Below are 12,865 nucleotides of genomic sequence, written 5' to 3' on the forward strand. Positions count from 1 at the left end.
GGCCCTCCCAGACTCCTGGACGGTGACGTCGTGACGCGTACCCCTGCGGGGCCGGTCCCCAAACCCCCCGTAACCCCTTCGGCGGGGGGCCCCCCCCCCCCCACCCCCGCCGCCGCCCCCGGCGGGCGCCCGCCCCCGCCGGCCGGGGGCCGTCCCCCCCGGCCGGACTCCGTGGGATCAGGCCTGCGCGGAGATCCGCGCGAGGCGCTGGGCCTCTTCCCGAGTGGACACGGCGATGGCGTCCTCGTCGGCGAAGAGCAGACGGTTGTTCTCGACGATCTGCTTGCCGTTGACGAACGACGCGGTGACCGGGGCCGCCGCACCGAAGACCAGCGCGGTGACCGGGTCGGCGATCGAGGAGTGCAGGAGGGTGTTCAGGTTCCAGAGCACCAGGTCGGCGCACTTGCCGACCTCCAGCGAACCGATGTTCGAGGCGCGGCCGAGGACCTGGGCGCCGCCGAAGGTACCGAGGCGCAGGGCCTGGCGGGCGTTCAGGGCGCGCTCGCGGTGGACCGGGTTCAGGCGGTTGATCAGCAGCGCGTTGCGCAGCTCGGTGTGCAGCTCACCGGACTCGTTCGAGGCGGTGCCGTCCACGCCGAGGCCGACCGGGACACCGGCGGCGAGCATGTCCGGGACGCGGGCGATGCCGGCGGCCAGTCGGGCGTTGGAGGACGGGCAGTGCGCGACACCGGTCTTGGTACGGGCGAACGCGGCGATGTCGGAGTCGTTCATGTGGACGCTGTGCGCCATCCACACGTCCTCGCCGAGCCAGCCGGTCGACTCGAAGTAGTCGGTCGGGCCCATGCCGAACAGTTCCTTGCAGAACTGCTCTTCCTCGACGGTCTCCGAGCCGTGCGTGTGCATGCGCACACCCAGCCGGCGGGCCATCTCGGCGCCCTGCTTCAGCAGCTCGGTGGAGACCGAGAAGGGGGAGCACGGGGCGACGGCGACCTGGGTCATCGCGTCGAAGGAGGAGTCGTGGTACTTCTTCACGGTCGCCTCGGTGTCCGCGAGGGCACCTTCGAGGGTCTCGACCGCGTGGTCCGGCGGCAGGCCGCCGTCCTTCTCGCTGCGGTCCATCGAACCGCGGGCGAGGGTGAAGCGGACGCCCATCTCGGACGCGGCGCGGATGATCGACCCGGAGAGGTCGCCCGAACCCTTGGGGAAGACGTAGTGGTGGTCCATCGCGGTGGTGACGCCACCCTTGGCCATCGCGGCGAGGGAGCCCTGCGCGGCCGTGTACGTCATCTGCTCGTCGATGCGCGCCCACGTCGGGTACAGCGCGACCAGCCAGTTGAAGAGGTTGTGGTCGGTGGCCAGACCACGCGTGATCCACTGGTAGAAGTGGTGGTGCGTGTTGACCAGACCGGGAGTCACGAGGTGCCCGGTGCCGTCGATGCGGCGGACGACGTTCTCGAGGTTCTCGGGGGCCTTGCCCGCGCCGACGAACTCGATCTTGTTGCCGGCGACGACCACGTGGCCCGAGGCGTACTCGGTGTCGTTGGCGTCAACGGTCGCAATCGCACAGTTTTCGATGACGATGCGCTCTACGGCGCTGTCATTGGCTGCCGATGCTGCCATGGGACTTCCTCGTGCTTTCAGTGGCGGTGCGGGCACGGCAAAACCCAGGGGATTTGAGTGCCGGAGCCGGGGGCCTTGACAGCTGACAGTACTGCCGCCCCGTGTGGTGCGTCCGGGTGCCGATTCAGGAAGTTGAAAGTGTTGAGCGTGCCGACGGGTGTCGCGCCGCCCCGGGGCCACTGCGGAGCCCCGGGACGCGCGTGCCACATCAGAGGTTGGTCATGTCCACGGGGATACGGGCGTCTACGCCGTCGCGGAGGACCGTCGCCTCGATCAGACCGTACGGGCGGTCCGCGGCGAAGTAGACCTCGTTGTCGTTCTTGAGACCGAAGGGCTCGAGGTCGACGAGGAAGTGGTGCTTGTTCGGGAGCGAGAAGCGAACCTCGTCGATCTCCGAACGGTGGTTGATGATGCGCGAACCCATCTGGTACAGGGTCTGCTGCAGCGACAGGGAGTAGGTCTCCGCGAAGGCCTGGAGCATGTGCTTCCGGGTCTCGGCGTAGGACTTCTCCCAGTTGGGCATCCGCTGCTCGTCATCCGACCAGGCGAAGCGCCAGCGAGCCGAAACCTGGGTCGCCAGGATGCGGTCGTAGGCCTCCTTCAGGGTCGTGTACTTGTCCTTCACGTAACCCCAGAACTCGGAGTTCGTGGAGTTCATGACGACCAGGTCCTTGAGGCCGGAGATGACCTCCCAGTTCTTGCCGTCGTACGTGATCTGGGTGACCCGGGTCTCCATGCCCTCGCGGACGAAGGAGTGGTTCACCTCGTCGGAGCCGATGAACTTGGAGTTCGCGTCCGAGGTCGCGATCCGGGACCAGGAGTACTCCTCGATCCGGATGCGGGCCTTCTGGATCGGCTCCTGGCTGTTGACGAACCAACGCGCCAGGTGGATGCCGAACTGCTCGGCGGACTCGATGCCGTACTCCTTGGCGAACGCATACACCGTGTTCTTGGTGGTGTCCGTCGGCAGGACGTTGGCGTTCGAGCCGGAGTAGTGGACGTCGTCCATGTCGCCCGAAAGGGCGACCGAGACGTTCAGGTCCTTGATGTGGTGGGTGTCGCCGTCCCGCGTGATCTTGACTACGCGGTTCTCTGCTTTGCCGTACTGGTTCTGGCCCAGAATGGTGGCCATGCTAGCTCCCTCGGTAAACGGAGTAGCCGAACGGGTTGAGCAGCAGCGGTACGTGATAGTGCTCGCCCGGGTTCACCGCGAAGGTGATGGTGACCTCGGGGAAGAACGCACCGCTGTCCCTTACGCGGGGGGCGTCCTGCTGTGCCTCGGCGGCTTGCTTCTTGGAGAAGTACGTCTCGGTCTCGAAGTCGAGGCGCACGTGGGTGGTGCCCTCCGGCAGGGCCGGCAGGTCCTTGCAGCGCCCGTCGGCATCGGTGGCGGATCCGCCCAGGGCCGCCCACTCACCGTCGAGACCCGTACGGGCCGACAGGGAGATCGCGACGCCTTCGGCGGGCTTTCCGATGCTGGTGTCCAGGATGTGCGTGGACACCGACGCGGTGGTCTCAGTGCTCATGCTCGGTCTTACTCTCCTTCTACGGATTCCACGAGACGGGTCAGCCGAATCCGGTTGATCTTGACGAGCTCGCCACGAGCGATTTCCCGCTCCTGTTCCGGCGAGTTCTCGATCCGGACCTTGACCGCGTCCCGCATGAACTCACCGGTCGCACCGGTGGCGCAGATGAGGAAGACGTGGCCGAACTTGTCCTGGTAGGCCAGGTTCAGTTCGAGGAGCTCGGTCTTGAGCTCCTCCGAGGCACCGGCCATGCCGCGCTGCTCGCGGGCGGAGGTCGGGTCTCCCGGCTTCGGCCGGCCGATCGGCGCGTGTCCACCCATCGCCTCGCCCAGGTCCTCCGCGGTGAGCTCGGCCATGGCGGCCTCGTTCGCGGAGAACAGGGTTTCGACGCTGGTGAAGGGGCGCTGGGCGAGCAGCTTGCTGCCCCATGCCGAGCTGGCACACACCTCGTGCAGCTCGGCCGTGGCCGCGCTGTCGTCCAAGGCGTTGAACCGGGTGAGACCCGGGGTCGGACTCGAAGTCACGGTAGGCCTCCGTGGCCTGTTGTTGCTTTGACGGGCTGCGCATAGCTAACGCCCTCGACAACACGGCGTCAACACTTTGTTGAAACTTCCCGTACACAAAAGCCGCCGCCCGGGTGAATTGGGCGGCGGCTCGTCACGGTGGGTCATTCAGGATTCACTCCGGGTGGGTCCCGGTGGGCCCTTTGGGAGTGTTCGAGTCCCTGTTCAAGTAGTTGTAGACCGTGAAGCGACTCACGCCCAGGGCCCCTGCGACCGTTTCCACACCGTGCCGGACCGAGAAGGCGCCGCGCGCCTCCAGTATCCGCACGACGTCCTGCTTGGACTTCCGGTCGAGCTGGGCCAACGGTACGCCGTGCCGGCGCTCCAGCGCCGCCAGGATGTGGTCCAGCGAGTCGGAGAGCTGCGGAAGCCGTACGGCCAGCAGGTCCTGACCCTCCCAGGCGAGCACGACGTCGTCGGGCTGGGCCAGGGACGGATCCATCAGCTCGCCGCCCATCGCGTCCACCAGCGGCTTGACCGCGGCGACGAACGGGTGGTCCCGGGGCTCGGTCATGGCGTGTCCTCCCCGATCACATTGACCTGGAGCGAGACGCGCGTGGCTCCGGCTTCCAGGGAGTTCCGCAGCAGCGCGGTGACCGCGGTCAACACCGCCTCGGACTCCCCCTCGGCCGTATTGCCGAACGGGCCGACATCCACCGCGTCCAGCTGGGCCGTCTGAATGACCTCGCGAGCGGCTACGGCATGGGCAGGGGCCTCTTCTAGATCGAAGGGCTCGGTCGTGAACTCCACTCTCAATCGCACGCCGCTCAAGCTACCCGGACCAGGAGGGGCGGCGCGAAAGCGCCTCGTTGAGGGGTGGCGGCCGGGAGACGGGCGGGACGGACTTTTCGGGAGGCGGCACTTGACAACCGGGCCGCCCTGCTTGCAGTCTTCCATCAGGCAGAAACTAACTTCCGCAATACGGAAGGAGCGCACACCCCTCATGGGATACACGGACCAGCGCTTCGATGTAAATCTTTCGATCCTCTTCACGGAACTCCCGCTCCTGGAGCGTCCCGCGGCTGCTGCCGCAGCGGGCTTCACGGCGGTCGAGCTGTGGTGGCCCTGGATCGAGACCCCCACCCCCGCTCAGGAGGAGCTCGACGCCCTCAAGACCGCTCTTGAGGACGCCGGCACCCAGCTGGTGGGCCTGAACTTCTACGCCGGCCAGCTGCCGGGCCCCGACCGCGGTGCGGTATCGGTTCCCGGTGAGGAGTCGGAGCGGTTCAACGCCAACATCAACGTGGCTGCGGACTTCGCCGCCTCGGTCGGCTGCAAGGCGCTGAACGCCCTCTACGGCAACCGCGTCGAAGGCGTGGACCCGGCCGTTCAGGACGAGCTCGCGCTGAAGAACCTGGTCGTGGCGGCTCAGGCCGCGGACCGCGTCGGCGCGATCCTCCTGATCGAGACCCTGAACAAGCCCGAGTCGCCGCTCTACCCGCTGGTGAGCGCCCCGGCCGGCATCGAGGTAGTGGACAAGGTGAACGAGGCCACCGGCCTCGGGAACGCCAAGTTCCTGCTCGACCTGTACCACCTGGCGATGAACGATGAGGACCTCTCCGAGGTCATCGAAAAGTACGCCGCCAAGACCGGACACGTCCAGATTGCGGACAAGCCGGGACGAGGTGCCCCCGGCACCGGCGAGCTGCCCCTCGAAGAGCTGCTCGACCAGCTCCAGAAGGCCGGCTACCAGGGCTTTGTCGGCCTCGAGTACAAGGCCGCCGACGCCGCCGCCTCCTTCGCGTGGCTGCCCGCCGAGGCCCGCGCCGCGAAGTAAGCGGAAAAGTCCGGGCGAACAGCCAGGCACCAGACGAACTTTTCGTACGAAGCATTAAGAGAAGGACCCTCATCATGAGCAACCTCCCCAAGATCGCGTGGATCGGTCTCGGAATCATGGGCTCCCCCATGGCCGAGAACCTCCTGAAGGCCGGCTACTCGGTCACCGGCTTCACGCTGGAGCAGGACAAGCTGGACCGCCTGGCCGCGGCCGGTGGCGCCGTCGCCGGTTCGATCGCCGACGCGGTCAAGGACGCCGACGTGATCATCACGATGGTGCCCGCCTCCCCGCAGGTCGAGGCCATCTCGTACGGCGAGAACGGCATCCTCGAGAACGCCAAGTCCGGCGCGCTGATCATCGACATGTCGTCGATCACCCCGCAGACCTCGGTCGACCTGGCGAAGAACGCCGCCGCCAAGGGCATCCGCGTCATCGACGCCCCGGTGTCCGGTGGCGAGGCCGGTGCCATCGAGGCCGTCCTGTCGATCATGGTGGGTGGCGAGCAGGCCGACTTCGACGAGGCCCTGCCGGTCCTCGAGGCCCTCGGCAAGGTCATCGTCCTGTGTGGCCCGCACGGCTCCGGCCAGACGGTGAAGGCTGCCAACCAGCTCATCGTCGCGGTGAACATCCAGGCGTGCGCCGAGGCCGTCGTCTTCCTCGAGAAGTCGGGCGTGAACCTCGAAGCCGCTCTGGACGTGCTCAACGGCGGTCTGGCCGGCTCCACGGTCCTGACCCGCAAGAAGGCCAACTTCCTGAACCGCGACTTCAAGCCCGGTTTCCGGATCGACCTGCACCACAAGGACATGGGCATCGTCACCGACGCCGCCCGCAACGTCGGTGCGGCCCTCCCGGTCGGCGCGGTCGTCGCCCAGCTGGTCGCCTCGCTGCGCGCCCAGGGCGACGGTGGCCTGGACCACTCCGCGCTGCTCCGCGCGGTCGAGCGCCTCTCCGGCGCCCAGATCTGAGCTCCGCTCCGATAGGCGGCCCGCTCACAGGGCCGCCACCCGCCCCGCTCGCGGGGCCCTGAGTTTCCGGATGGTGCCGGTGCTGACACCTGTCCTGTCGCGCCCAAGTGCCGGCACCGTCCGGATCACCTCTCCCACAACTTTCATTTCAACAAACTGTTGACGTCGCGTTCATGCCGAAATTAGTCTGTTCCGCATGACGGAAGACGATTTCCGTCAGCAGTTCCCCGTACGGAAGGTCACCATGTCGAAGCGCACGCTGACGACCGAGTCTGGCGCCCCGGTCGCCGACAACCAGAACTCCGCTACCGCCGGCGTCGGTGGCCCCCTGCTGATCCAGGACCAGCAGCTCCTCGAGAAGCTCGCCCGGTTCAACCGCGAGCGCATCCCGGAGCGCGTGGTGCACGCCCGCGGCTCCGCCGCGTACGGCCACTTCGAGGTGACCGACGACGTCACCGCGTACACCAGCGCCGCGTTCCTGAACACGGTCGGCAAGAAGACCGAGACCTTCCTGCGGTTCTCCACCGTGGCCGACTCGCTGGGTGGCGCGGACGCCGTCCGCGACCCGCGCGGCTTCGCGCTGAAGTTCTACACCGAAGAGGGCAACTACGACCTCGTCGGCAACAACACCCCGGTGTTCTTCATCAAGGACCCGATCAAGTTCCCCGACTTCATCCACTCCCAGAAGCGCGACCCCTTCACGGGCAAGCAGGAAGCGGACAACGTCTGGGACTTCTGGGCGCACGCCCCCGAGGCGACGCACCAGATCACCTGGCTGATGGGTGACCGCGGTATCCCGGCGTCGTACCGTCACATGAACGGCTACGGCTCCCACACGTACCAGTGGACCAACGCCCAGGGCGAGGCCTTCTTCGTCAAGTACCACTTCAAGACGAACCAGGGCATCCGCTGCCTGTCGGGCGAGCAGGCCGCCGAGCTCGTCGGCTCCGACGCCAACTCGCACCAGACCGACCTGCTGCAGGCGATCGAGCGCGGTGTGAACCCGAGCTGGACCCTCTACGTCCAGGTCATGCCGGCCTCCGAGGCCGCGGACTACCGCTTCAACCCGTTCGACCTCACCAAGGTGTGGCCGCACAGCGACTACCCGCTGCAGCGCGTGGGCCGTCTGGTCCTCGACCGCAACCCGGACAACGTCTTCGCCGAGGTCGAGCAGGCCGCGTTCTCCCCGAACAACTTCGTCCCGGGCATCACCGCCTCGCCGGACAAGATGCTCCAGGGCCGTCTCTTCGCGTACGCCGACGCCCAGCGTTACCGCCTCGGTGTGAACCACACCCTGATCCCGGTCAACGCCCCGAAGGCGACGAAGGCCGACAACTACGGCCGCGACGGCGTCATGGCGCTGCGCAACGGCTCGCGCCACGACAAGAACTACGAGCCCAACTCGCACCAGGGTCCGGCCGAGACCGGTCTGGCGCTGGGCGCCCCGAAGGCCGTCTCCGGCTACACGGGCACCCACGAGGCTCCGGCCCACACCAAGGACGACGACTTCTTCCAGGCCGGTGAGCTCTACCGCCTGATGTCGGAGGCCGAGAAGCAGCGTCTGGTGGCGACCATCGCCGGCGGCCTGTCTCAGGTCACCCTCGAGGACGTCATCGAGAAGAACCTGGCTCACTTCCACGCCGCGGACGCCGACTACGGCAAGCGCGTCGAGGAGGCCGTTCGCGCCCTGCGCGACGCCTGAGCCCACAAGCTGCGCCGGGATTCTGACGGGAGGTCAGGATCCGGGTGCTGAGCCCACACCGCGGACCCGGATGAGGGGTGGTACGCGGTGAGGGCAGGACGAGGACCGTGGCGAGCGTGCGAGCCAGTGCGGTGGTAATGGGTTCCGAGGCCCGTCTCTTGACCTGAGGGAGACGAAGCCGGAGTTCTCGTCGCCGTTCGCCACGGTCCCAGCCAAAACCACTCCTCTATATAGGGGCCACGCACAGAGCCCCCTGTATGCGAAGGAGAACCTCCGGCCGTCGGGTTCCGCCCGACGCCACCACAACTCCGCCCGGCGGTGCGAACGGCCTCTCCTGGACGCCGCCCTCACACCGCTCCGCGGGCATCGGGCCGGCTGCGCCGACCTCCGGCCGTCGGGTTCCGCCCGACGCCACCACAACTCCGCCCGGCGGTGCGAACGTCCTGTCGCGCCAGCCTCGTACCGTCGGGCGGTAACAAGCAACACACACTCAAAGAGCCGAGTCACGGACGGTCCCGTGACTCGGCTCTTTGTCATGCCCGGCGCTGTGTCGAGCAGCCGGGGATCAGAACATCCCGTCCCCGTTCCCGTTCTCGCTCTCGGCGTCCTCGGGTACGGGCTGCATCACGTCCCCGTGCTCGACGATCAGGCCGTCCTCCAGGAGCAACTCGCGGACGACCAGGCGCTGTCCCTGCGTGCCGTGGCGCGCGAGGTGGGCATCGCCGCCACCTCCGTCTACATCCACTTCGCGGACCGGGACGCCCTCGTCGTGGCCGCCATGGAGCGCTGCCAGAACGACCTCGTACGGGGCATCGAAGGGGCGGAAGCGGCTTCGGTGGACCCGGCGGCCCTGCTCCGGGCGCGCATCCTCCTCCCGGGCACGTGGGCCCACCAGAACCCGGGCCTGTACAAGGTGCTCCACGAGAGCACGCTCAGCCGGCGCACGGACATGCCGTTCCAGGCGGAGCCGGCGGCCGGGGCCACCGCCGCGGTCCCCCGGCGTTCCGCCCCGCGGGACGCTTCCGGGACCTGGGACCCGTAGGGAACGCGGAACGGCCCCCGTTCCTCCTGGAGGAGGGACGGGGGCCGTTCGGTGGTGCTGGACCAGCCTGATGGGACTAGGCGGGCAGGGTGTTGCGGAGCGCGGTCGGGGCGTGACCCAGCTCGGTCGCGACCTCTTCGAACTCGGTGACGTCGCTCATGTCGACCGTCTTGCTCATCGAGATGTTGGTGATGCGCTCGAGGATGGCCTCGACGACGACCGGAACCTGGTGCTCCTGGGCCCACTTCTTGGCCGTCTCGAAGGCCTCGCCCAGCTTGTCCGGGTCGGTGACGCGGATCGCCTTGACGCCCAGGCCCTCGGCGACCTTGACGTGGTCGACACCGTAGACACCCAGCTCGGGGGTGTTGATGTTCTCGAACTCGAGGTTGACCTCGAAGTTGATGCCCAGGCCGCCCTGCGCCTGACGGATCAGACCCAGGTAGGCGTTGTTCACGAGGACGTGAACGTAGGGGACCTTGTGCTGGGCGGCGACCGCCAGCTCCTCGATCATGAACTGGAAGTCGTAGTCGCCGGACAGCGCGACGATCGGGGTCTCCGGGTCCGCGGTGGCGGCACCGATGGCGGCCGGGATGGTCCAGCCGAGGGGGCCGGCCTGGCCACAGTTGATCCAGTTGCGCGGCTTGTAGACGTGCAGCATCTGCGCACCGGCGATCTGGGACAGACCGATGGTGGTGACGTAGCGGGTCTCGGGGCCGAACGCCTTGTTCATCTCCTCGTAGACGCGCTGCGGCTTCATGGGGATGTTGTCGAAGTGCGTGCGGCGCAGCAGCGTCGCCTTGCGCTCCTGCGCGGAAGCGGCCCAGGCGCTGAAGTCGGGCAGCTTGCCCTCGGCCTTGAGCTCCTTGGCGATCTCGACGAAGAGCTCCAGGGCCGCCTTGGCGTCCGAGGCGATGCCGAAGTCCGGGGCGAAGATCTTGCCGATCTGGGTCGGCTCGATGTCGACGTGGACGAACTTGCGGCCCTTGGTGTAGGCGTCGAGGTTGTAACCGGTGTGACGGTTGGCCCAGCGGTTGCCGATGCCGAAGACGAAGTCCGACTCGAGGAACGTCGCGTTGCCGTAGCGGTGCGAGGTCTGGACACCGACCATGCCGGCGGCCAGCTCGTGGTCGTCCGGGATGACGCCCCAGCCCATGAGGGTGGAGATGACCGGGACGTTCGTCAGCTCGGCGAACTCGACCAGCAGGTCGGAGGCGTCGGCGTTGATGATGCCGCCACCGGCGACGATCAGCGGACGCTCGGACTCGAGCAGGAACTGCAGGGCCTTGCGGGCCTGGGCGCGGGTGGCGCTCGGCTTGTAGACCGGCAGCGGCGAGTAGGTCTCGGGGTCGAACTCGATCTCGGTCAGCTGGACGTCGATCGGGAGGTCGATCAGGACCGGGCCCGGACGGCCGGAGCGCATCAGGTGGAAGGCCTCCTGGAACACGCCCGGGACCTGCGCGGCCTCCAGGACGGTCGTGGCCTTCTTGGTGACCGGCTTGGCGATCGAGGCGATGTCGACGGCCTGGAAGTCCTCCTTGTGGAGCTTCGAGACCGGAGCCTGACCGGTGATGCACAGGATCGGGATCGAGTCCGCGATCGCGGAGTACAGGCCGGTGATCATGTCGGTGCCGGCCGGGCCCGAGGTACCGATGCAGACGCCGATGTTGCCGGCCTTGGCGCGGGTGTAACCCTCGGCCATGTGCGAGGCACCCTCGACGTGGCGGGCCAGGGTGTGCGCGATTCCGCCCACGTTCTTGAGCTCGCGGTAGAACGGGTTGATCGCAGCACCGGGGACGCCGAACGCTTGTTCGACACCCTCGAGCTTGAGGATCTCCACTGCAGCGGCGGCGGCTGTCATACGAGGCATCGAGTTCTCCTGCGGGTCTGGCGGGTCAGGCTTTTCCGTAATCCGGAAGTTTTGTTCTGCTATACGGAACAAGCTAAGCGGGGACTCCCCGCAACGTCAAGGCGGTACGACACCCCGGAACCCACCAAAAGCCGCGTCTTGGGCAGTGAGTTGTACGAAAAACCAGGGCTCGACTGAAAATCGGGGGTCTGCCCACCCCTCCGGTGGCAGGTGGTGGACCATGGGGCTACGCACAGCGACGAAGGGGGCCCAGGTCTCATGGCGGATGCGGTACCGGTGCGCTGCCCGGCGTGCCTGCGCGAGAACGACTACGCCGCCCCGGTCTTCCCCTGCGCCTGCGGGAACCCGGTCACCCCTCCCCTGGACCTGACCTCGCCGCCCCGGGAGCTGACCCACCGCACCTGGACGCAGAGCTGGGTCGCGGTGCGGTGCGGGGCCTGCGGGCGGGAGAGCGAGTGGCCGCATCCGGAGGTGGGGTGCACCTCGTGCGGGACGGTCGTACTGGTTCCGGTGCATCCGCTGGAGCCGGTGGGCGGGGTTCCGGGGACGCTCGGGGGGCCGCTTGCGGGTGCCGGCACGGGTGCCGGCACGGGTGGGGCCTCGGGTGGGGTCTCCGGTGGGGATGTACGGACTCCCCCGCGCGCGGGGGAGGTGCCCGGGCGGCCGGCGTCGCCCGGGGGACCGGGTGCGGCTGCCTCGGTGCCGGGCCCGGCACCGCACCCGAGAGCCGATCCGGCGCAGGGCCCGGCGCGCGGCCCGATGCATGCCCCGGCGGACCCGCCCCCTGCCACCGACCCTCCGGTGCCCCGCCCCGCCTTCCGGCCCGTGACCATCCGTACCGCCCGGGACGCCGTGGTCACCGCCGCGCTGTACCTGCGCTGGCTCGGCTTCCAGGACGTGCGCCAGCCCGACGGGCGGCCGATCCCGTCGACGGCGGTGGACCTGCGGGCCCCCGGCCTGGTCGCCCAGGTGGACCCGACCACGGCCCCGGCCGGGCTGCGGGCGGTGGAGTGCGTCTGGCTGAACGGGCTCACGGCCTGCGCGACGAGCGTCTACTTCTCCCTCGCCGGATATACGGAAGACGCCCGCTCCCGCGCGGACGACCTCGGGATACCGCTCTTCGTGATGGACCTCACGGGCATGCCCCAGCCGGTCAACGACCCGGCGGAGGACCTCCTCGGCATGGGGGCCTAGAGCCTGTCGTCAAACTCCCTTCTGCCCCGCGGGCGACGACGGGAGTTTGACGACAGGCCCTAGGCTCGGGGGGTATGACGTGTGTTTGCCTGCCGAGGAGAGCTTGATGAGCCTGTACGACATCCCGCTGACCACTCTGTCCGACGAGCCCACCAGCCTCGCCGCGCACAAGGGCAAGGCGATCCTGCTCGTGAACACCGCCTCGCAGTGCGGTCTCACCCCTCAGTACTCGGGTCTGGCCCGCCTGCAGTTCAAGTACGAGGAGAAGGGCTTCACCGTCATCGGCGTGCCCTGCAACCAGTTCGGCGGCCAGGAGCCGGGCAACGCCGACGACATCCAGACGTTCTGCGCGGCCGGCTTCGGCGTCACCTTCCCGATGCTGGAGAAGTCCGAAGTCAACGGTGAGAACCGGCACCCGCTCTACGAGGAGCTCGTGAAGGTTCCGGACGCCGAGGGCGAGGCCGGTGACATCACCTGGAACTTCGAGAAGTTCCTGATCTCCCCCGCCGGCGAGGTCGTCGCCCGTTTCCGCCCGCGCACCGAGCCCGAGGCCGCCGAGGTCATCGCGGCGATCGAGGCACTGCTGCCCGCCTAGCAGCACCTGGGAGCCGAGGGGGCCGGTACGGGGCTGCGCGCGCAGCCCCGTAC

The 12,865-nt window shown here is 68.2% G+C and carries 13 protein-coding genes; 6 read left to right on the forward strand and 7 right to left on the reverse strand.

The features are described from left to right. Positions 1–177: 177 nt before the first annotated feature. The 6 genes from ACFVX6_RS39190 to ACFVX6_RS39215 form a co-directional block, all read right to left on the reverse strand. A complete protein-coding gene (locus tag ACFVX6_RS39190) occupies positions 178–1,581 on the reverse strand; it encodes an 8-oxoguanine deaminase (RefSeq protein ID WP_389699371.1) in 1,404 nt (467 codons plus the stop codon). Between the two features lie 208 nt (positions 1,582–1,789). Further along, positions 1,790–2,713 (reverse strand): factor-independent urate hydroxylase, encoded by a 924-nt coding sequence (gene pucL / locus ACFVX6_RS39195; protein ID WP_327255912.1) that lies wholly within the window; start codon positions 2,711–2,713, stop codon positions 1,790–1,792. A 1-nt stretch (position 2,714) separates the two neighbouring features. Continuing rightward, entirely contained in the window at positions 2,715–3,107 is a 393-nt protein-coding gene (gene uraH / locus ACFVX6_RS39200; protein WP_250740538.1) for a hydroxyisourate hydrolase, read from the reverse strand. Positions 3,108–3,115: 8 nt separating this feature from the next. Beyond that, entirely contained in the window at positions 3,116–3,631 is a 516-nt protein-coding gene (gene uraD / locus ACFVX6_RS39205) for a 2-oxo-4-hydroxy-4-carboxy-5-ureidoimidazoline decarboxylase (RefSeq protein ID WP_389699372.1), read from the reverse strand. Positions 3,632–3,785: 154 nt separating this feature from the next. Beyond that, the gene (locus ACFVX6_RS39210) at positions 3,786–4,184 is read right to left on the reverse strand and encodes a helix-turn-helix domain-containing protein (RefSeq protein WP_389699373.1); all 399 of its coding nucleotides are present in this window, start codon (positions 4,182–4,184) and stop codon (positions 3,786–3,788) included. Continuing rightward, on the reverse strand, positions 4,181–4,432 hold the full coding sequence (locus tag ACFVX6_RS39215) for a thiamine-binding protein (RefSeq protein ID WP_250740545.1): 252 nt from the start codon (positions 4,430–4,432) through the stop codon (positions 4,181–4,183). Before ACFVX6_RS39215 ends, ACFVX6_RS39210 begins: the two co-directional genes overlap by 4 nt. A 181-nt stretch (positions 4,433–4,613) precedes the next feature. Between ACFVX6_RS39215 and ACFVX6_RS39220 the strand changes: the two genes are divergently transcribed. The 4 genes from ACFVX6_RS39220 to ACFVX6_RS39235 all read left to right on the forward strand — a co-directional run bounded on the left by ACFVX6_RS39220 (position 4,614) and on the right by ACFVX6_RS39235 (position 9,156). Next, positions 4,614–5,447 (forward strand): TIM barrel protein, encoded by an 834-nt coding sequence (locus ACFVX6_RS39220; protein ID WP_243339126.1) that lies wholly within the window; start codon positions 4,614–4,616, stop codon positions 5,445–5,447. 74 nt (positions 5,448–5,521) lie between these two features. After that, positions 5,522–6,412, forward strand: coding sequence for a 2-hydroxy-3-oxopropionate reductase (locus ACFVX6_RS39225; protein ID WP_389699374.1), 891 nt, complete (start codon positions 5,522–5,524; stop codon positions 6,410–6,412). A gap of 244 nt (positions 6,413–6,656) precedes the next feature. Then, on the forward strand, positions 6,657–8,114 hold the full coding sequence (locus ACFVX6_RS39230; protein ID WP_327309190.1) for a catalase: 1,458 nt from the start codon (positions 6,657–6,659) through the stop codon (positions 8,112–8,114). Positions 8,115–8,748: 634 nt separating this feature from the next. Next, positions 8,749–9,156 (forward strand): TetR/AcrR family transcriptional regulator, encoded by a 408-nt coding sequence (locus ACFVX6_RS39235; RefSeq protein ID WP_389699375.1) that lies wholly within the window; start codon positions 8,749–8,751, stop codon positions 9,154–9,156. Positions 9,157–9,232: 76 nt separating this feature from the next. On the opposite strand, the gene gcl is transcribed toward ACFVX6_RS39235, so the two are convergent. Then, on the reverse strand, positions 9,233–11,014 hold the full coding sequence (gene gcl / locus ACFVX6_RS39240) for a glyoxylate carboligase (RefSeq protein WP_389699378.1): 1,782 nt from the start codon (positions 11,012–11,014) through the stop codon (positions 9,233–9,235). A gap of 267 nt (positions 11,015–11,281) precedes the next feature. On the opposite strand from gcl, the gene ACFVX6_RS39245 reads away from it, so the two are divergent. Continuing rightward, positions 11,282–12,217, forward strand: coding sequence for a hypothetical protein (locus tag ACFVX6_RS39245; protein WP_389699376.1), 936 nt, complete (start codon positions 11,282–11,284; stop codon positions 12,215–12,217). Between the two features lie 106 nt (positions 12,218–12,323). Continuing rightward, positions 12,324–12,812 (forward strand): glutathione peroxidase, encoded by a 489-nt coding sequence (locus tag ACFVX6_RS39250; RefSeq protein WP_389699377.1) that lies wholly within the window; start codon positions 12,324–12,326, stop codon positions 12,810–12,812. Positions 12,813–12,865 lie beyond the last annotated feature (53 nt).

The organism is Streptomyces sp. NPDC058289, assembly GCF_042880975.1.
Classification (GTDB): domain Bacteria; phylum Actinomycetota; class Actinomycetes; order Streptomycetales; family Streptomycetaceae; genus Streptomyces; species Streptomyces stoeckheimensis.